The organism is Streptomyces sp. NPDC037273, from assembly GCF_055603625.1.
Map to the genome: position 1 here is coordinate 149,045 of NZ_JBVJVO010000002.1, position 19,847 is coordinate 168,891.

Below are 19,847 nucleotides of genomic sequence, written 5' to 3' on the forward strand. Positions count from 1 at the left end.
GGGTGGCTCGTGCTCTGGGGATGGCCGGTGGGTGGGGGGCTTGGGGATGAAGGTGCAGAGGGTGGTTCGGGGGCGGGTGGGGGCGAGCGTCGCTTTGGCGGTGGTGCTCATGGTGTCGGGGGTGGCGTCGCCTGGGGGGTGGCGGGGGGCGGCTTCGGGGGTGCCGGACGCGGGGGCGGCGGTGCAGGGGCCGGAGGGGCCGGAGGGGACGTCGTTCAATCCGAACCAGATCAAGGACATCAAGGCGGCGGACCCGGGGTCGGGAGTGAACCTGGTCGGGGTGCCGTCGGCGAACAACAACGGGGACGCGAGGCTGTCGTACCCGTTGGAGGTGCCGAAGGGGCGCGGGGGGCTGGAGCCGACGCTGGCGCTCGCGTACAACTCGTCGGGGGCGAACGGGTGGGCCGGGGTCGGGTGGGACATCACGACGCCGATGGTGACGGTCGACACGCGGTGGGGGGTGCCGCGGTACGACGCGGGCCTTGAGACGGAGACGTACCTGCTCAACGGCGAGCAGCTGACACCGGTGGCGCACCGGAGCGCGCCGCAGGCGCGGACCGCGGAGAAGGTGTTCCACTCGCGGGTGGAGGGGCAGTTCGACCGGATCGTGCGCCACGGCGACAGTCCGGCGAACTACTGGTGGGAGGTCACCGACAAGCAGGGCGTGCGGACGGTCTTCGGCGGTACGGCCGAGAGCACGCTGGCCGACGGCGGCGGTCGGGTCGCCACCTGGGCGGCGCGGGAGATCCGCGACGGCAACGACAACGTCATGCGCTACCGGTACGCCAAGGTGGCCGACGGCGGCACGACGGGCTCCAAGGTGCCGGGCAGCGAGCTGTACCCGCAGAAGATCACGTACACCGGCCGCGGCGACACCGACGGCAGGTACTCGGTGACGTTCATCCGGGACCGCGAGCGCGGCGAGCCGCGCCGGGCGGACGTGCGGGTCGACGCCAGGTACGGGTTCAAGAAGGTCACCGCCGACCTGCTGCGCCGCGTCGAGGTCAAGCTGGACGACCGGCTGATCCGCGCCTACGAGCTGAACTACCGGACCGGCGCGTTCGCCAAGACGCTGCTGACCTCGGTGTCGCAGTTCAGCGAGACCAACCAGCTGTTCAACACCCACACCTTCGACTACTTCGACGACGTGCGCGACCCGTCGGGCAACTACAACGCCTTCGCCGACGCGGCGGGCTGGTCGGTGCCGGACGACGACCTCGGCGTGAACATACGGGAGGGCGAGGCCAGCGCGATCTCGGCGAACACGTCGGTCGGCTTCGGCGCGCACCTGTTCGCGGGCTACAACGTGCAGGGCCTGATGACCAAGGAGGGTTCCGTCGGGCTGAAGGTCGGGTTCAACGCCGGCCAGTCCGACGGCCTTTCGGCGCTGGCCGACGTGAACGGCGACAACCTGCCGGACAAGGTGTTCCGCAAGAACAAGGACGTGTACTACCGGCCGAACCTGGCCGCACCGGGCGGTCAGCCGAAGTTCGGCGACACGCCGGTCAAGCTCACCAACCTCCCCGGCATCTCGACCGAGCGCACGCTGTCCGGGACCATCGGCGTCGAGTCGTACGTCCTCACCACCTCGGCCCAGCTGGACTTCGTCGGCACCACGACCACCTCGGACCGCTTCTTCAGCGACGTCAACGGTGACGGCATAGCCGACCTGGTGAACAACGGCGGCGTGCTGTTCGGCTACCTGGACGCGAACGGGCATCCCGCCTACAGCGCCGACTCCACCCGCACCCCGGTGCCGGTCGGCGGCGGCACGGTGACCGGCCAGATCGTCGGCGATCAGACCGCCCAGTTCAACCAGCAGGTCGACAACTCGCCGCTCCTGGACACCGTGCGCCGCTGGGTCGCGCCCTTCGACGGCAAAGTCCGCGTGGACGGCCGCGTCCAGCTGGCCCAGGACCCCTCGCCGGAGCGGGCGGCCTACACCAAGGCCGACGGCGTGCGGGTCACCATCCAGCACAAGGACGCCGAACTCTGGGCGCAGCGGATCGGACCCGACGACCACACCGCGTTCACCCCGGGCAACGTGGCGTCGATCCCCGTGAAGAAGGGCGACGCGCTCTACTTCCGCACCCAGTCCATCCTGGACGGCAAGTACGACACCGTGGCGTGGGACCCGGAGATCACGTACACCGACCTGCCGGCCGGCACGGACGCGAACGGGCTGGCGAACACCGTGTTCCGCGCGTCGGCCGACTTCACCTACGGCGGCCGGCCGTCCCTGGTGACCGTGCCGGTGAACGGCACGCTGCGGCTGACCGGTGACGTGGTCAAGTCCAAGGCGACCTCGGACGACGTGACCGTCGTGATCGAGAAGGGCAACGGCGTCCACACCCCCTCGGAGGTGTACCGCAAGGTCCTGCCCGCCGGGTCGACCGGCACCACCGCGATCGACCTGAGCATCCCGGTCAGCACGTTCGAGAAGATGTCGTGGAAGCTGAAGACCGACTCGCCGATCGACGCCTCCGCGGTCAGCTGGACGCCGAAGGCGCACTACACGGCCGCGCAGGGGGTCGAGTCGGTCGTCGACGCCAAGGGCGATCCCACCCTGGTGATCAACCCGCCGTACGACATGACCATGTTCCCGGCGGACACCCTCAGCGCGCCGCAGCAGGTCTACAAGGCCACCAAGACCGGCCAGTTGAAGGTACGGCCGAAGGTCTCCTTCAACTTCAACCTCCTCGGTGACGCCAAGATCGCGCTCACGGTCAAGAAGCGCGGCGGGCAGTTGCTCGGCAAGCGGATCTTCCAAGCCAAGGACACCTCGCCCTTCGGCGGGCCGAACCTGGACCTGACCGTGCCGGTCACCGCCGGCGACGAGCTCTACATCGACTACTCCACCGCGGAGACCGGCCTGCTCGGCCTGCTCGTCGAGCAGTCCGCCTCGGTCACCTACGACGTGACGTCGAGCTGGCCGGCCTTCACCCCGGCCCCCAGCGCCATGCACGGTTCCGTCGGGCAGGGCGCCTTCGCCCAGCCCTACCGCGGCTGGGGCGTGATCGGCTACCAGGGCAACCGCGACCGCGCCACCCAACCGCTCAAGCAGGCCGAACTCACGCTGGACCAGAGCTTCAAGGACGCGCTCCCCAAGGAGCCCAAGGAAGCGGACGTCGCTCCCTTCACCGCGAACCCCCGGCTCACCATGCCGCGACTCGCGGTGTTCGCCCCCGTCCCCGCCAAGGGAGGCTGGGCCGCCCAGGACGAGTCCTCCTGGATCACCTCGGCGATGGCGACCAGTTCCCGCCTCGGCGCGGACACCATCGACATCGTCACCGACGCCGACGTGGCGGGCGACCGGACGGTGATGCGCCGCGGTGTCACCGGCCAGGTGTCGGCCACCCTCGCGGCGGGCCCGTTCGGCGGCACCGTGGTCGGCGGGATCACCGCGGGTTCGGTCGACTACCTCGACCTCAACGGCGACGGCTACCCCGACGTCGTGGGCGCCAAGGAGATCCAGTTCTCCGACATGAACGGCGCGCTCGGCGCCACGCGCGGCACCCTCGGCGGCAACGTCCGCGAGGCGGACAACGTCTCCGGCAACGTGTCGTACTCCGCGGGCAGCGAGTCCGCCACCGTCGCCAGCGCCCGGGGCATGGCCGCGCCCGACGCGGGCACCAGCGCCAACACCGCCACCACCGGCGCGGTCCAGCCGTCGCTCGGCATCGGCGGCAGCCTCGGTGGCGGCGAGTCCGACGTCCGCGTCGACCTCCTCGACATCAACGGGGACGGTCTGCCGGACAAGGTGTTCTCCAACGGCGACGCCCAGCTGAACCTCGGCTACTCCTTCGCCGCCCGCGAACCCTGGTCGGCCGGACCGATCAACGACGCGTCCACCCGCAACGTCGGCGTCAACCTCGGGTTCAACGTCGACCGTTACGGCTTCGCGGGCGGCCTGTCCGCCGAGCTGGGGACCTCGTACACCAGCGCGAGCATGACGGACGTCAACGGCGACGGCCTCACCGACCGGGTGTTCACCGACGGGGCCAACCCGATCAAGGTCGCGGTCAACACCGGCACCGGCTTCACCGCGCCCACCCCATTCCGGGGCAGCTTCCCCCAGATCGCCGTCGACAAGAACGCCAGCCTCGGCGCGGGCGTCTACTTCACCGTCGGCCTGCCCACCCCCGTCGGCGTCTTCGTCTTCAACCCCGGCGCCAACGCGACCACCGGCATCAGCCGGGCCGAGACCATCCTGCGCGACGTCGACGGCGACGGCCGCGCCGACCACGTCAAGTCCACCCGCGACGACGAACTCGTCGTCGCGGTCAACAAGACCGGTCGCACCAACCTGCTGCGCTCCGTCAGCCGGCCGATGGGTGCCCGGATCGACCTGGACTACACCCGGACGGGCAACACCGCCGCGATGCCGGAGAGCCGCTGGGTGCTGTCCCGGACCCAGGTCTTCGACGGGGTCGCGGGGGACGGCGCCGACACGGGGCTGACCACCTTCCGCTACGAGCAGGGCCGTTACGACCGGCTCGAGCGCGAGTTCCTCGGCTTCGGCCGGGTCGTGACCGAGGACCGCGACCCCGGTGCGGGCGATGCCGTCCGCCGCACGGTGACCGACGAGTTCCGCACCGACGGATACGTGGGCCGCGGCCTGCTCACCCGCACGCTGACCGAGGACGGCGCGGGTCACCCGTACCGCGAGACGCTCAACACCTACCGGCTGCTCGACACCTCCACGAACGAGGACGCCGACCCCCGGAGCCGTACCGCCACCGTCTTCCCCCAGCTCACCCGCGTCGAGGCCAGGCACTACGAGGGCGCTGCCGCCGCGGTGAAGTCCACGGTCACCGACCTCTCCTACGACGCGTACGGCAACGTCACCCGCACCCTCGACACGGGTGACGAGGGCACCGCGGACGACGTGGAGACCCTCTACGCGTACACCGGCTCCGACACCCGGTGCCGCGACCGGCACCTGGTCGGCGTCGCCGACGCGATACGCCAGAAGGCCGCGGCCACGGGCACGCTCCTGCGCCACCGCGAAGCCGCCGTCGACTGCGCGACCGGCGCCGTGAGCCAGGTGCGCGAGTACCTCGACGACGACACCGCGGCCGTCTCCGACCTGGCGTACCACCCGGACGGGAACCTGAGATCGGTGACCGGTCCGGCCAACGCGAAGGGCCAGCGCTACAAGCTGGAGTACGGCTACGACACCACCGTCGGCGTCCACATCGAGTCCATCGAGGACAGCTTCGGCTACCGCTCGTCCACGGCGTACAACCTCAAGTACGGCCAGCCCGAGCGGAACACCGACCACAACGGCCAGCCGGTCCTGATGTCCTACGACAGCGTCGGCCGGCTCGAGAAGGTGACCGGGCCGTACGAGAAGGACGGCGACCAGGCCACCATCACCTTCGGCTACCACCCCGAGGCCGCCGTCCCGTACGCCACGACCAAGCACCTCGACCGCGCCGCCTCGGGCGTCCGCGACGACACCATCGACACCGTCACCTTCGGCGACGGCCTCAAGCGTGTCCTCCAGACCAAGAAGGACGCCTCCGTCTCCGCCTCGCCCGGGGCCACGCCCACCCAGGTGATGACGGTCTCCGGCCGGCTGAAGTTCGACCACCTCGGCCGCGCCGTGGAGAAGTACTACCCGGTGACCGAGGCCAAGGGAGCCGCGAACACCACGTTCAACGCCTCCTTCGACTCCGTGGCACCCACGAAGGAGACCTTCGACGCTCTGGACCGCTCGGTCAGGACCGTCCAACCGGACGGAGTCACCACCAGCACCGCGTACGGCTTCGGCCAGGACCGGGCGGGCACGACCCGCTTCGAGCGGACCGTCACCGACGGCAACGGCAAGGAACGCCGCACATACACCGACATCCGGGGCGCCACGACCGCGGTGAAGGAGTTCGACGGCGCCACGGCGATCTGGACCGGCTACGGGTACGACCCCATGGGCCAGGTCACCACCGTCACCGACGACAAGAACAACGTCACACGCGCCGGCTACGACGCACTGGGACGCCGCGTCTCCTTCGACAGCCCGGACGCCGGCCGCTCCGAGACCCGCTACGACCTCGCCGGAAACGTCACGTCGAAGACCACCGCGAACCTGCGGGCGGCGGAGAAGGCCGTCGAGTACGACTACGAGTACTCGCGACTGAAGGCCATCCGCTACCCGACCTTCCCGGAGAACGACGTCTCCTACGAGTACGGAGCCCCCGGCGCGCCGGACAACGCCGCCTCGCGCGTCACCCGCGTCCACGACGCGGCGGGCACCGTGCAGCGCGCCTACGGCGCACTCGGCGAGGTGATCAAGGAGACCCGCACCATCACCGCGCTCCGCGACGCCCCGCGCACCTACACCACCGCCTGGCGCTACGACGCCTTCAACCGCGTCCTGCAGATGACCTATCCCGACGGCGAGGTCCTGACCTACGACTACGACTCGGGCGGCCAGGTCGGCCGGGCCACCGGATCCAAGAACGGCACCGACTACACGTACCTGGACCGGGTCGACTACGACAAGTTCGGGCAGAAGATCCTCCAGCAGACCGGCAACGGGGTCCGCACCACCTACACCTACGACGCCGAGGACCGCCGCCTCGGAGCACTGAAGTCCGTGGCCCCCGGCGGAACCGCGTTCCAGAACCTGGGCTACGCGTACGACAAGATCGGCAACATCACCTCGCTCACCAACGACGCGCCCCAGGGCGGCGACATCGGCGGTCCGAGCAGCCAGACCTACGGATACGACGACCAGTACCGGCTCACCTCGGCGTCCGGCCGCTACACGGACAAGAACAACGCGGTCAACACGTACACCCTGAGCCTGGGCTACGACTCGATCCACAACACCACCAGCAAGTCGCAGACCCACCAGATCACCGGCGGCACCCCCGCCTTCCCCGTCGGAAGCGGCACGGCCGGACCGATCGAACCCGTCGACGACCCGTCCAACCCGAACGACGTCCAGGACCGCACCACCTACACGTACGCGTACGCGTACGACGGCACCCGTCCGCACGCCCCGACCAAGGTCGGCCCCGTCACTCACGCCTACGACGCCAACGGCAACCTGACCGGCACCGTCAACACGGCCGCCGCCGGCAAGCGCCGGCAGTACGTCTGGGACGAGGAGAACCGCCTCGTCTGCAACCAGGACACCGCGACCGGCACCCTCACCCAGGACCCGAGCGGCTGCGCCGGCGCCACCGTCTCCTACGTCTACGACGACAAGGGCGACCGGGTCGTCAAGCGCAGCGACGACGGGCTCTCGCTCTACCCGAACCGCTACTACAGCGAACGCGACACCACCGGCTACAAGCACGTCTTCGTCGGCGACAGCCGCGTCACCACCAAGACCGTCGCCACGACCGGCCCCGAGGACGCCCAGCAGTTCTTCCACGCCGACCACATCGGCTCCTCCGGCTACGTCACCGACAAGCAGGGCAAGGTCACCGAACACCTCGAGTACTTCCCGTACGGGGAGACCTGGGTGGAGGAACGCACCGGACAGGCCGACACGCCCTACCAGTTCACCGGCAAGGAACTCGACGCCGAGACCGGCCTCTACTACTACGGCGCCCGCTACTACAACCCACGCACCCAGCTCTGGGCCAGCACCGACCCCGCCCTGCCCGACTACCTCGACGGCGGCATGGCCGGCGGCATCAGCGAGCCCCGCAACCTCGCCGCCTACACCTACAGCCACAACAACCCGGTCAAACTCATGGACCCGACCGGCAAGTGGCCCAAGATGCCCTCCTGGAAGACCATCGGCCACACCACCCTCGACGTCGTCGGCATGGTCCCCGTCGTCGGCGAAGTCGGCGACCTCGCCAACGCCGGCTGGTACGCCGCCGAAGGCGACTACGTCAACGCCGGCCTCTCCGCCGCCTCCGCCATCCCCGGCGCCGGCTACGCCGCCAACGTCGCCAAATACGGCAACAAAGCGATCGACGCCGCCCAGGCCGCCAAGACCGCCAACAACGCCGGCGACGCCGCCGCAGCCGCCAAAGCCGCCGACACCGCCCCCGTCCCCAAGGCCGCGGACAGCCCCCCCGCCCCCAAACCCGCCGACAGCCCCCCTCCCGCCAAAGCCACCGGCGGCTGCGGCGCCGGCACCGGCAACAGCTTCACCCCGACCACCCCCGTCCTCATGGCCGACGGCACCCCCAAGCCCATCGCGGACGTACGCCCCGGCGACAAAGTCACCGCCACCGACCCCACCACCGGCGAAACCGCCCCCCGCACCGTCACCGCCCTCATCACCGGCGAAGGCACCAAAAACCTCGTCGAAATCACCATCACCACCCCCACCGCCCCCACCGGCAAGGTCACCGCCACCGACAACCACCCCTTCTGGGCCCCCACCCTCGGCAAATGGCTCTACGCCAAGGAAATCCTCCCCGGAACACTCCTGCAGACCGGCAACGGCACTTACGCGCAGGTGAGCGCGGTACGGGCGTGGACCCAGCACCAGAGGGTCCACAACCTCACGGTCGATGATCTGCACACGTACTACGTGCTGGCGGGGGCCACATCGGTCCTGGTGCACAACTGCAGTGAGTCGATGGACTTCGTCCATGGGACGAGCACAACTCATGCAAACAACATCGAGGCCAATGGGTTGAGCGGCACGGCGGCTCGGGAGAATTCCGCCGGCGGGTCCGTGGGGCAGCCGGGGAATCTGTTCACCTACCAAGTGAGCCCTGGCGACTCGGACACCCTCAGTGCTGCGGCGACCTTTGGTGGAAGCCGCGCGGCTCCTGGCGATCGCCCGTCCATCCTGATTTTCAACATGTGCAAGTGCACCTACGAAGGCCTGCTGGCGGAGGGGCACATAACCACTCGCATCACTGACGAGGTGAGCGGGAGGGTCGAGCACATATTCGGACCAGAGGCCATGCAGCACTTGCAGCAGATCTACCGCAGGGATTTTTGACCCCTGTAGGGTTTTCAAGGTGATGGGTGGTGGTTTAAGGATGGCCGATCCTGCCGAATACGACAAAGACATGCCGCGCGTTCAAGAGCACCTGGAGAAGTTCCAGAGGGCAATTGCGGATGTGCGTCGAACCCACACGGGTCAGCCGCTGAATGAAGTGCGAAAGGCTCTCTCGGAGGCATTCGAATCTGAGGGCCTGACAGTGTGGAGCGAAGTGGCGGATGATGCCGCTCGACGCATCGCCGGGGGGACGGGAGAGCCGTAAGGAACGTGGTGCTCGGCACAGGAGGACCCTGCTGTCTCTACGGTCAGGGTCCCCCCGGCCGTGCGGCGCAAGGCTTCTGGGCCCCCGGCCGCCGTCCGGCGGTCGGGGGGCCCACGTGGGTGGTGACCGACGTCTCTACCCACGGGGTGGGGTCGTGGCGCAGTGTGGGGGCCATGACCGCGATGACCTACGCACGCATGCTGACCCGCGCCCGCACGGGCGGACCCCGGGATGGGGAGGGGCCGAAGGTTCTGGAGCAGGTGCTCGGGTGGACGCTGGTGGTGGTGTTGGCGGTGTTCGTCACCAGGGCTGGGCTGATGTGACCGAAGGGCGCTCCGCTCCGTGATGCGTTGGTAGCAAAGGGGCATACTCCCTGCGAATCCGGCATCGCGCCGTGAGGGAGGAGCGTTCTGTCGTGGCCGAGCGTCGTGGGAGTGACGAGGCGCGGGAGCTGCTCGCGTTGGTGGGGGAGATCGCGCGGAGGGAGATCGCGCCGGGGGCGGCGGAGGGGGAGGCGGAGGGGCGGTTTCCTCGGGAGGTGTTTCGGCTGTTGTCCCGGTCGGGGTTGCTGGGGCTGCCGTACGGGCCGGAGTACGGCGGGGGAGGGCAGCCGTACGAGGTGTATCTCCAGGTGCTGGAGGAGCTGGCGGCGGCGCGGCTGACCGTGGGGCTCGGGGTGAGCGTGCACACGCTGTCCTGTCATGCCTTGGCCATGTTCGGGACCGAGGAGCAGAGGGGCGCGCATCTGCCGGCGATGCTGGGTGGAGGGCTGCTGGGGGCGTACTGCCTGTCCGAGCCGTCGGCCGGGTCGGATGCCGCCGCGTTGACGACGAGGGCGGTCCGGGAGGGGGACGAGTGGGTCATCGACGGGACGAAGGCGTGGATCACGCACGGGGGTATCGCGGACTTCTGCACGGTCATGGCGCGGACCGGCGGGCCGGGTGCGCGGGGCATCACCGCGTTTCTGGTGCCTGGTGACGCCCGGGGGCTGACTGCCGCTCCGCCGGAGCGGAAGATGGGGATGAAGGGTTCGCCGACGGCGCAGTTGCACTTCGACGGTGTACGGGTTCCCGACGCGCGGCGTCTCGGAGCGGAGGGGCAGGGGTTCGCGATCGCGCTCGCGGCGCTGGACGCGGGGCGGCTGGGGATCGCCGCGTGTGCGGTGGGGCTCGCGAGGGCGGCGCTCGACGAGGCCGTGGCGTATGCGCGGGAGCGCCGGCAGTTCGGGCGGCCGATCGCCGATTTCCAGGGGCTGAGGTTCCTGCTCGCGGACATGGCGACGCTGGTGGAGGCGGGGCGGGCGCTGTATCGGGAGGCGGCGCGGCGCAAGGACGAGGGGCGGGAGTTCGGGCGGCACGCGGCGATGGCGAAGCTGTTCTGCACGGACGCGGTCATGAAGGTCACGACGGACGCGGTGCAGGTGCTCGGCGGGTACGGCTATACGGCGGATTTCCCGGTGGAGCGCTATCTGCGCGAGGCGAAGATGCTGCAGATCGTGGAGGGGACCAATCAGATCCAGCGGGTGGTCATCGCCCGTCACCTGGTCGGACCAGAGTCCCGCTGACCCGCACGGTCCGGTCCGCCCAGACGGGCCCGGCGGCGAGCCGGATCCACTCCTGGTCGCGGTGGCCGGGGAGGGTGCGGCCGTGGCTGGCCCAGAGCGAGAGGACGTCCTGGTAGATGGGCGGGTCGGCGGGGACGGGGGTGGGGGTGGAGACGTAGGTCTGGGTGGGGGTGGGGATGGGGGGTGTTACGGGGGCGGGTGGGGGTGCGAGGGGCGGGGCTGTCGTGGCGGCGGGCGCCATCGAGGTCGCGGATGCTGTCGCGGTCGTCGCCGGCGCCAGGTGAGGAACCGATTCTTCAGCGCGCGGTTCGGTCTGCCGGTGCCGACCGTAACCGCTGGGTGTGGTGTACAGCGTGGTCATGCCCGGACCAACGCGTTGCGGCGGCGGGGGTCACCGGCGGAGGGATTCGAGCGGGAGTTCGCTCGGTACCCGGTGCACGACTCTGGCCCCTGCTCGCGTAGCTGACGTACCGTCAGATCTTCTTCGTGGCAGCGCGCCAGCAGACCAGGAGGTCAGCCATGTCCGTGCAGCGGCACGCCGACGACCGACCCGTCGCCCTCGACGAGTACCCCGTGCACCAGGCACCGCTCTCGATGAAGCACCACGTCAGCGGCGATCGGAACGCCTATGACCGGTGCATCTTCCATGTGTTCGACCACGAGGGCCGCGCGCTGCTCATCGCGGGGCTGGGGGTGTATCCCAACACCGGGGTGGTGGACGCGTACGCCACGCTGCGGACGGGGGACCGGCTGCACGCCGTCCGGGCCTCGGACGCCCTGGGCGACGACCGGATGAACCTGGCCGTCGGGCCGCTGACCATCACCGTGGACGAACCGCTCAAGAGGTTGTCCCTGCGGTGCGAGGCGGATCCCGACGACCCCGAGGGACTGTCGTTCGAGCTGACCTGGACCGGCGACTTCCCCGCCGTGTGGGAGCCCCATCACACCCAGCGGCACGGCGGCCGGCTGACGCTGGAGGGCCGCCGTTTCGTCCAGGCGGGGCACTGCACCGGCACGATCAGGGCGGGCGGCGAGGAGTTCGAGGTCACGGCGGGGGAGTGGACCGGGACGCGGGACCGGAGTTGGGGGGTGCGGCCCATCCCCGGTGAGGAGCCGGGACGGGCGGCGGAGTTCCGGCCGGAGGGGTTCCACTGGCTGTGGATCCCGATGCGGTTCGACGACCGGTTCCTCATGGTGATCGCGCAGGAGGACGCCGACGGCTACCGCACCCTCAACGAGGCCCTGCTGGTACGGAACGGGCAGCGGGACACCCAGCTCGGCTGGCCGCGCACGGAGATCACGTACCGCTCCGGCACGCGCCACCCGGAGCGGGCGGTCGTCCATGTCACGGACCCGGCGGGGAAGCCCCTGGAGATCGGGGTGGAGATCCTCGCCTCGTCGCCGCTCGCCGTCGGCGCCGGATATCCGCCCGCGGCCGACTGGCAGCACGGTAGCTGGCAGGGCAGGGGCTGGACCGACCGACGCGTCTACGACCTCGCGGACCCCGCCGCGCACCCGATGGCCGCCTACGGCGTGACCGACCACGCGGCCCGCTTCACGCTCGACGGCCACACCGGGTACGGCATCTTCGAGCACGGCTCCTTCGGCCGCCACGACCCCAGCGGTTTCGCCGACCATACGTCAACCGCCAGCTGAGGAGCCGGAGATGACCACACCCCGCCCCCGCACGACGACCCGTGACCCCGAGGAGCTCGGCCGGCGGCTCACCGCCTGGCTCGACGGGCACCTGCCCGGGGCCACCGTCTCCGGCCTGGCCGTCCCCGGGTCGAACGGCATGTCAAGCGAGACGCTCCTCTTCGACCTCGACCATCCGGACGCGCCCGTGCGCGCCTGCGCGCTGCGGCTGGCCGCCGACCCCGCCGCGTACACCGTCTTCCCCGTCTACGACATGGCGCGCCAGCACCGCGTCATGCGCCTGGTCGGGGAGCACACGGACGTCCCCGTGCCGCGCGTCCTGTGGCTGGAGGAGGATCCGGAACCGCTCGGCGCGCCCTTCTTCGTGATGGCCCGCGCGGAGGGCCGGGTGCCGCCGGACGTCATGCCTTACACGTACGAGGGGAACTGGCTGCACTCCGCGAGCGACGACGAACGGGCGCTGCTGGAAGCGGAATCGGTGTCCGTGCTGGCGCGGCTGCACGACCAGTTCCCGGTGAAGGAGGCCGAGTTCCTCCTCGCGGAGGGTGCGGGGAGCCCGCTGCGCCGTCACGTCGACGCCCAACGCGCCTACTATGCCTGGGTGGTGAAGGGGCTCGCCCCGTCGCCGCTCATCGAGTCGGCCTTCGACTGGCTCGACGCGCACTGGCCCGCGGACGAGGGCGAGGCGGTGCTCGGCTGGGGCGACGCCCGGATCGGGAACATCGTCTACGACGGGTTCACGCCCGCAGCCGTGCTCGACTGGGAGATGGCGTCCTGCGTCCCGCGCGAGGTCGACCTGGGCTGGGCGGTCTATCTGCACCGCTTCTTCCAGGACCTGACGGTGAGCTTCGGCCAGCCCGGCCTGCCCGGCTTCCTGCGGCGCGACGCGATCGAGCGGCGGTACGCGGAACTGACCGGGCACACCCCGAGGGACATGGAGTTCCACACGCTCTACGCGGCACTGCGGCACGCGATCGTGATGCTGAGGATCGCGTACCGGCAGGCGCACTTCGGCGAGGTCGAGGTCCCGGCCGACCCGGACAGCCTGATCCTGCACCACGCCACACTGGCGGCGATGGTGCGGGGAAGCTACTGGTAGCCGACGCCCCAGGGCCTGGGAGGGCCTGATCCGCCGGACAGGCCCCCGGCCGCGCCGGGGGCCGACCTCAGGCCGCGCGCCGCAGCTGCGCGACGCGGATCGGGCGGGAGCCCGGGCCGCCGACGTGCGAGAAGGGCTGGGTGCGCCAGTCGAGGCCCTGGGGGAGCGTCAGGAGCAGGGCGGTGTCCTGCTCCTGGACCTCCAGGGTGTCGTCGGCGGGGCGCGCGGCGGAGGCCTGGATGCCGGTGCCGGGGCAGACCGTCAGGACGAAGGGGTTCCACGGCGTGGGGCAGAGCGCGTGCTCCGGCAGCACGTCCTCGTCCGCGAGCAGCGCGATGGGCTGCTCGCACTCCGGGCATACGACCCGGAACATCTCAAAGGTGTCGTACGCGTCGAGCTCGTCGGACGTGTCGACGGAATCAACAGGCTCCTGCATGGAGAATCTCCCCCTCGGGTGGGTCGGCCGGATTCGTACGGCCGCGACCACAGCAAGCACTTCCCATACGGAACTCCGCATAACCGTGAGGCGATACCTCAGGCAGGGCGCGGACATGTGGCGTTCGTCACATGCCCGTCGCAGGTGCCCCGTGACCGCCCAAAGCGCCGCATACGGGTCGCCCCCGGCTGTGCCCCGCTCGCGCCGGGGTCATAGGGTCACGGCATGGAGGAGCTGGATCGTCAGATCGTCGAGTTGCTCGTCAAGGACGGGCGCATGAGCTACACCGACCTGGGCAAGGCCACTGGCCTGTCCACGTCGGCGGTGCATCAGCGCGTCCGGCGCCTGGAGCAGCGGGGTGTCATCCGCGGCTATGCCGCCGTCGTCGACCCGGAGGCCGTGGGTCTTCCCCTCACCGCCTTCATCTCGGTCAAACCCTTCGACCCCAGCGCCCCCGACGACACCCCCGACCGGCTCGCCGACATCCCGGAGATCGAGGCCTGCCACAGCGTCGCCGGTGACGAGAACTACATCCTCAAGGTCCGGGTCGCCACGCCCCTGGAGCTGGAGCACCTGCTGAGCCGCATCCGCTCCCAGGCCGGCGTCTCCAGCCGTACGACCGTCGTCCTCTCCACCCCGTACGAAGCCAGGCCGCCGCGCATCTGACCGGCTGTACGACCCTGTACAGGCCGTGGCGGCCCCTGTGCGGCCCTTGTGCGGCCCCGCCAGGGGGACCTGCCGGACAAACCGGGTCCGGCCAGGTCCTAGCCTGGTCGCATGAGTGAGTCCATGCCTTCGGTGTCTCCCCTCGACCACCGCACCGTGCTGCTGCGCGGTGGAGAAGTCCACAGCCCCGCCGACCCCTTCGCCACCGCCATGGTGGTGGAGCGCGGGCACGTCGCCTGGGTGGGCTCGGAGGGCGCGGCCGACGCCTTCGCCTCCGGCGTGGACGAGGTGGTCGACCTGGAGGGCGCGCTCGTCACCCCGGCGTTCGTCGACGCGCACGTGCACACCACCGCCACCGGCTTCGCCCTCACCGGGCTCGACCTTTCCTCCGCCGCCTCGCTCACCGAGGCGGCGGAGCTGATCCGCGCCCACGCGGCCGCCCGGCCGCAGGACCGCATCCTCATCGGCCACGGCTGGGACGCCTCGCGCTGGCCCGAGCGCCGGCCGCTCACCCGTACCGAGCTCGACGAGCTCACCGGCGGCCGGCCGCTCTACCTCACCCGGATCGACGTCCACTCGGCCGTGGTCACCACCGCCCTCCTCGACCTCGTCCCCGGCGTCCGCGACCTGGACGGCTTCCACGACGGGCAGCGGCCGCTCACCGGCGACGCGCACCACGCCGTGCGGGCCGCCGCCTTCGGCGCCGTCTCCCCCCTCCAGCGCGCCGAGGCGCAGCGCGCGGCCCGGCAGCGGGCCGCCTCCCTCGGCATCGGCACCCTGCACGAGTGCGGCGGCCCGCGGATCTCCTCCGAGGACGATTTCACCGGCCTCCTGGACCTGGCCCGCGAAGAGGCGGGGCCCCGGGTCGTCGGCTACTGGGCCGATCTCGACGTCGAGCGCGCGCGTGCCCTCGGCGCCCTCGGCGCGGCGGGCGACCTGTTCGCCGACGGCTCCCTGGGCTCGCACACCGCCTGCCTCCACGAGCCGTACGCCGACCACACGGACCCCGGCCACACGGGCGCCGCCCACCTGGACGCGGCCACCGTGGCCCGCCATGTGGTGGCCTGCACCGAGGCGGGGCTCCAGGCCGGCTTCCATGCCATCGGGGACGCCGCCGTGACCTCGGTCGTCGAGGGCGTGCGGGCCGCCGCCGAGAAGCTGGGCCTGGCCCGGATCAGGGCCGCCAGGCACCGCGTCGAGCACGTCGAGATGCTCACCCCCGAGACGATCGCCGCCTTCGCGGAGCTCGGCCTCACGGCCTCCGTCCAGCCCGCCTTCGACGCGCTCTGGGGCGGCGAGCACGGCATGTACGCCGACCGGCTCGGCGTCGAGCGCGCCCGCACCCTCAACCCGTACGCGGCGCTGCTGCGGGCCGGCGTGCCGCTGGCCTTCGGCTCCGACAGCCCGGTCACCCCGCTCGACCCCTGGGGCACGGTCCGGGCCGCCGCCTTCCACCACACCCCCGAGCACCGGATCTCCGTCCGGGCCGCCTTCACCGCCCACACCAGGGGCGGCTGGCGGGCCGTCGGCCGGGACGACGCGGGGACGCTCGTCCCCGGCGCCCCCGCCGACTACGCGATCTGGCGCACCGGGGAGCTGCTCGTCCAGGCGCCCGACGACCGGGTCGCCCGCTGGTCCACCGACCCGCGTTCCGGTACGCCCGGTCTGCCCGATCTGTCACCGGGTGCCGAACTGCCCGTGTGCCTGCGCACGGTGGTGTACGGACAGACGGTGTTCGTACGGCCGAACGAGTGATGTGGGGACATTTCAGACCCTCGGCGCCCGCCCCGCACGCTTGTCCCCGACCTGCGGATCTTCCCCTCTGGCCTGGCCTTTCGGGAAGTCTCCGCAGGTCAAGCGGGTGTTGACAGTCGACCGTCGGCGGCGGGTAGGTTCTGCGGGTCCACCACAGGACGTCCGACCGGTCGAAACCACCCTCGCAGTCGCCGAACGCCGCCCGCGCCTCGGCCGCGAGGGAAGGTTTCTCCGGCGGAAGGTGCGACCCGGGTGGGGCCCGGACGTTCAGTAGACAACGGCTCTCGGTCGACCCGCAGCCAGCGGGTCCCAGGTCGGCCCGAAGGACGACCGGCCCCGCACCGCACGCCTCCCTTTCCCGTACCGGCCGCCGCGGCGGAGCACTCCGAGGACCTCGCTATGGTGGGGGTTCTGCGTTGGTATCCGAAGGGGCAGTAGTGAACGACGGTGGCCAGAGGCGTTACGGCCCGCTCGGCAAGGCATTGGTGATCATCCCGACCTACAACGAGGCGGAGAACATCAAGCCGATCGTCGCCAGGGTGCGGGCCGCCGTCCCCGAGGCGCACGTCCTCGTCGCCGACGACAACAGCCCCGACGGCACCGGAAAGTTCGCGGACGAGATCGCGGCCGATGACGACCGGGTCCACGTCCTGCACCGCAAGGGCAAGGAAGGGCTCGGCGCCGCCTACCTCGCCGGCTTCCGCTGGGGCATCGAGCGGGGCTACGGAGTCCTCGTCGAGATGGACGCCGACGGCTCCCACCAGCCGGAGGAGCTGCCGCGGCTGCTCACCGCGCTCAAGGGCGCCGACCTGGTCCTCGGCTCCCGCTGGGTGCCCGGCGGCCGGATCGTGAACTGGCCGAAGTCCCGCGAGTTCATCTCCCGCGGCGGCAGTCTCTACTCGCGCCTGATGCTCGACGTGCCGATCCGGGACGTCACCGGCGGCTACCGGGCCTTCCGCAAGGAGACCCTGGAAGGCCTCGGCCTGGACGACGTGGCCTCGGCCGGCTACTGCTTCCAGGTCGACCTGGCCCGACGCGCGGTGGCCGCCGGCTTCCACGTCGTCGAGGTCCCGATCACCTTCGTGGAGCGCGAGGTCGGCGACTCCAAGATGAGCCGCAACATCGTCGTCGAGGCGCTGTGGCGCGTCACGGGCTGGGGCCTGACCGCGCGCGCGGAGAAGGTCGGCCGGCGGCTCGGCCGCACCTCCTCCTGACCCCCGGGTACTGATCCGTCCTTTACGACGTTCCGGCGGGCCGCCAGGCACACTGGGGACCATGACGACCGGCGCACCGCCTCCCCTCGCCCCCAAGCGCTCACGCGCGCGTACGTTCCTTCCGCTCGGCGTCGCCGCCTGGCTGGTCCTGGAGATCTGGCTGCTCACGGTGGTGGCGAGCGCGGCGGGCGGGCTGACCGTCCTCGCCCTGCTCGTCGGCGGCGCCGTCCTCGGTGCCGCCGTCATGAAGCGGGCGGGCCGGCGTGCCTTCCGCAACCTCACCTCGACCTTCCAGCAGGCCCAGGCCGCGGCCGCGACCGGGGCGACGCCCCCGTCGCCCGACAAGGCCGCGGCGGAGGACCGCAACGGCTTCCTGATGCTGGGCGGCCTGCTCCTGATGATCCCCGGCCTGATCTCGGACGCGGCCGGTCTGCTGCTGCTGATCCCGCAGGTCCGCTCCCTCCTCGGCCGCACCGCCGAGAAGGCCGTCGAGCGCCGGATGAGCGCCGCGCCTCCCGGCAGCCTCCAGGACGCCTTCCAGCAGGCCCGCATCCACCGGCCGGACGGGAAGGTCGTGCAGGGTGAGGTCATCCGCGAGGACGCGCCCCAGGGCCCCCGCCGGACCGACGAGCCCCGCCCGCCCCTGATGCCCTGACGTCCTGATCCGGCCACTGCCCCCGTACGCGCACCCGCGTACGGGGGCGGCGGCCGAATACGCCGAACGCCGCGGGGGGGGGGGGGGGGGGGGGGGGGGGGGGGGGTGGGGGGGGGGGGGGGGGGGTGGGGGGGGGGGGGGGGGGGGGGGAGGGGGGGGGGGGGGGGGGGGGGGTGGGGGGGGGGGGGGGGGGGGGGGGGGGGGGGGGGGGGGGGTGTGCCCCCCCCCCCCCCCCCCCCCCCCTCCGCCCTCTTGTCGCTCACGGGCCCAGCCGCTTCACTGGCGAGGCTCCCCCACAGGCGAACAGCCGATCATCCGATCCGTTCACACACCGAGGGGTTCTCGTGACCGCCGCCCGCCCCACCCCCGCGATGGCCAACGTTGCACGGAGCGTGGCCGTCGACGGCATCGTGATCAGCCACCCCACCCCCCTCCGACCGACCGCCGGCACCCCTGTCGACCCGGTGATCGAACCGTCCCGAAAGATCACGGACGACCGGCCGTCGATCACCGCGGCGACGCTCCCGGAGGCCGGCTCCCCGGCCGCCACGGAGCTGCGGAATCCGCGCGTCCGCCGCTCCCCCTTCACCGGTCACGGCGCCCGCGGGACCGAGCGGAGGCCGGGCCGCGGGACCTGTCCGGGCGGTGCGGCCCGAGGGATGACACCGTCGGCGTACGACCCCGTCAACGACGTCCGGATCCCCCTCGCCACGACGGCACCCCCGAGCAACAGCCGTACCCGCTACGGCGATTCGGACGGGCCCGGCCCGAGGGTGCCGGGCGGGAGACCGCGCAGGGGAGCCCGCGCGGCGGCGCCCGACACCTCCCCCTCCGTCACGGGCGTCACATACCGCCTGGTCACCCGAGGTGCGCGGGGCCTCCTGACGGCACGCCCCCGACTCCGGTGAAGCCCGGGCGACTTGGGCCGCTCGGGGCCGCGCTCGCCACGGTCCTGGCCGGGTGCGCCCTGGCGCTGGCCGTGGGCGGCGACCGGGCGCCGGAACCGGCGCCCGCGCCCCGGGCGAGCACCCCCGCGGACATCTGCGCGAGCCTGGTGGGCTACTGGGTGAAGGAGGCCCTCAGGGGCAGCATGTGGGCCGGGCTCGACTGGGAGCAGAAGGGGCTTTCCAACGAGCAGTACGAGATCCACGACGAGGTCCTCGCGGCGGCCAGGAGCGAGGAGCGGAGGGCCGGCCGCGAGGCTGCGGAGGCGTTCGCCGAGCGGGAGTCGCGGCGGCGCTGCGAGGCGGCGAAGGGGGCCACCGGAAGCTCGGAGAACTGGCGTCCGCCGGAGGAGTGGACGACCCCTCCGGCCTCTCCGGGCGGCTGATATCGGCCAGGTCGAATGTCACCCTGCGTAACATTCCCGCAATGTTCGGGGCCCGGAGACGGCCTCGACCGGAAGGTGATCTCCGTCCGCTCACCTCAGAGGCCTTGTCCGATATCCGGAGACCCTCACAAGACCGCCGTCAGGACCGTGATCCGCTCAAGCCCCTTAGCGGAACTGGGGATTCTCACTATGTGAACACCGCCCTACAGACCGGTGTGCCCGTATTTGCCCGTGCGGCGCACACCGTCTCCCCCCGTCGGCATAACAAGACAGTCACATCCTGA

13 protein-coding genes are annotated in these 19,847 nt (G+C 71.4%); 11 read left to right on the top strand and 2 right to left on the bottom strand.

What is annotated here, in order from left to right:
* Nucleotides 1-160 precede the first annotated feature (160 nt).
* The 3 genes from ACZ7G1_RS05895 (at nt 161) to ACZ7G1_RS05905 (ending at nt 10,752) form a co-directional block, all read left to right on the top strand.
* Complete coding sequence (locus ACZ7G1_RS05895; protein ID WP_470879309.1) at nt 161-8,923, top strand: SpvB/TcaC N-terminal domain-containing protein; 8,763 nt, start codon at nt 161-163, stop codon at nt 8,921-8,923.
* Between the two features lie 438 nt (nt 8,924-9,361).
* Nucleotides 9,362-9,511 carry an SCO1431 family membrane protein gene (locus ACZ7G1_RS05900; protein WP_470879311.1) on the top strand — a complete coding sequence of 50 codons (150 nt, stop codon included), beginning with the start codon at nt 9,362-9,364 and terminating at the stop codon, nt 9,509-9,511.
* A 92-nt stretch (nt 9,512-9,603) separates the two neighbouring features.
* The gene (locus tag ACZ7G1_RS05905) at nt 9,604-10,752 is read left to right on the top strand and encodes an acyl-CoA dehydrogenase family protein (protein WP_470879312.1); all 1,149 of its coding nucleotides are present in this window, start codon (nt 9,604-9,606) and stop codon (nt 10,750-10,752) included.
* Here ACZ7G1_RS05905 and ACZ7G1_RS05910 read toward each other — a convergent pair.
* A complete protein-coding gene (locus ACZ7G1_RS05910; protein WP_470879314.1) occupies nt 10,715-11,113 on the bottom strand; it encodes a hypothetical protein in 399 nt (132 codons plus the stop codon). The two genes, ACZ7G1_RS05905 and ACZ7G1_RS05910, sit on opposite strands and share 38 nt — an antisense overlap.
* 158 nt (nt 11,114-11,271) lie before the next feature.
* On the opposite strand from ACZ7G1_RS05910, the gene ACZ7G1_RS05915 reads away from it, so the two are divergent.
* Together ACZ7G1_RS05915 and ACZ7G1_RS05920 are read left to right on the top strand one after the other, a co-directional pair.
* Entirely contained in the window at nt 11,272-12,408 is a 1,137-nt protein-coding gene (locus ACZ7G1_RS05915; RefSeq protein ID WP_470879316.1) for an Rv3169 family protein, read from the top strand.
* Nucleotides 12,409-12,418: 10 nt separating this feature from the next.
* Nucleotides 12,419-13,507: a phosphotransferase family protein gene (locus ACZ7G1_RS05920; RefSeq protein ID WP_470879318.1), complete on the top strand. Its 1,089-nt coding sequence runs from the start codon at nt 12,419-12,421 to the stop codon at nt 13,505-13,507.
* A 67-nt stretch (nt 13,508-13,574) separates the two neighbouring features.
* Here the strand turns inward: ACZ7G1_RS05920 and ACZ7G1_RS05925 are convergent, their stop codons facing one another.
* Nucleotides 13,575-13,943 carry a hypothetical protein gene (locus tag ACZ7G1_RS05925; protein ID WP_470879320.1) on the bottom strand — a complete coding sequence of 123 codons (369 nt, stop codon included), beginning with the start codon at nt 13,941-13,943 and terminating at the stop codon, nt 13,575-13,577.
* A 225-nt stretch (nt 13,944-14,168) separates the two neighbouring features.
* On the opposite strand from ACZ7G1_RS05925, the gene ACZ7G1_RS05930 reads away from it, so the two are divergent.
* From ACZ7G1_RS05930 to ACZ7G1_RS05955, 6 genes are all read left to right on the top strand, one after another.
* Complete coding sequence (locus ACZ7G1_RS05930) at nt 14,169-14,609, top strand: Lrp/AsnC family transcriptional regulator (RefSeq protein WP_017242178.1); 441 nt, start codon at nt 14,169-14,171, stop codon at nt 14,607-14,609.
* A gap of 111 nt (nt 14,610-14,720) precedes the next feature.
* A complete protein-coding gene (locus ACZ7G1_RS05935; RefSeq protein ID WP_470879322.1) occupies nt 14,721-16,364 on the top strand; it encodes an amidohydrolase in 1,644 nt (547 codons plus the stop codon).
* Nucleotides 16,365-16,801: 437 nt separating this feature from the next.
* Complete coding sequence (locus ACZ7G1_RS05940; protein WP_470879324.1) at nt 16,802-17,578, top strand: polyprenol monophosphomannose synthase; 777 nt, start codon at nt 16,802-16,804, stop codon at nt 17,576-17,578.
* A 61-nt stretch (nt 17,579-17,639) separates the two neighbouring features.
* Nucleotides 17,640-18,233: an FxsA family membrane protein gene (gene fxsA / locus ACZ7G1_RS05945; RefSeq protein WP_470879326.1), complete on the top strand. Its 594-nt coding sequence runs from the start codon at nt 17,640-17,642 to the stop codon at nt 18,231-18,233.
* A 344-nt stretch (nt 18,234-18,577) separates the two neighbouring features.
* Nucleotides 18,578-19,141 (top strand): hypothetical protein, encoded by a 564-nt coding sequence (locus tag ACZ7G1_RS05950; protein WP_470874660.1) that lies wholly within the window; start codon nt 18,578-18,580, stop codon nt 19,139-19,141.
* The gene (locus ACZ7G1_RS05955) at nt 19,138-19,563 is read left to right on the top strand and encodes a hypothetical protein (protein WP_470874659.1); all 426 of its coding nucleotides are present in this window, start codon (nt 19,138-19,140) and stop codon (nt 19,561-19,563) included. Before ACZ7G1_RS05950 ends, ACZ7G1_RS05955 begins: the two co-directional genes overlap by 4 nt.
* Nucleotides 19,564-19,847 lie beyond the last annotated feature (284 nt).

Excerpts from the sequence above, each read along its gene's own strand:
- ACZ7G1_RS05900 (WP_470879311.1), top strand. The coding sequence starts at position 9,362 with ATGACCGCGATGACCTACGCACGCATGCTGACCCGCGCCCGCACGGGC.
- ACZ7G1_RS05910 (WP_470879314.1), bottom strand. The coding sequence starts at position 11,113 with ATGACCACGCTGTACACCACACCCAGCGGTTACGGTCGGCACCGGCAG.
- ACZ7G1_RS05915 (WP_470879316.1), top strand. The coding sequence starts at position 11,272 with ATGTCCGTGCAGCGGCACGCCGACGACCGACCCGTCGCCCTCGACGAG.
- ACZ7G1_RS05920 (WP_470879318.1), top strand. The coding sequence starts at position 12,419 with ATGACCACACCCCGCCCCCGCACGACGACCCGTGACCCCGAGGAGCTC.
- ACZ7G1_RS05925 (WP_470879320.1), bottom strand. The coding sequence starts at position 13,943 with ATGCAGGAGCCTGTTGATTCCGTCGACACGTCCGACGAGCTCGACGCG.
- ACZ7G1_RS05930 (WP_017242178.1), top strand. The coding sequence starts at position 14,169 with ATGGAGGAGCTGGATCGTCAGATCGTCGAGTTGCTCGTCAAGGACGGG.
- ACZ7G1_RS05935 (WP_470879322.1), top strand. The coding sequence starts at position 14,721 with ATGAGTGAGTCCATGCCTTCGGTGTCTCCCCTCGACCACCGCACCGTG.
- fxsA (WP_470879326.1), top strand. The coding sequence starts at position 17,640 with ATGACGACCGGCGCACCGCCTCCCCTCGCCCCCAAGCGCTCACGCGCG.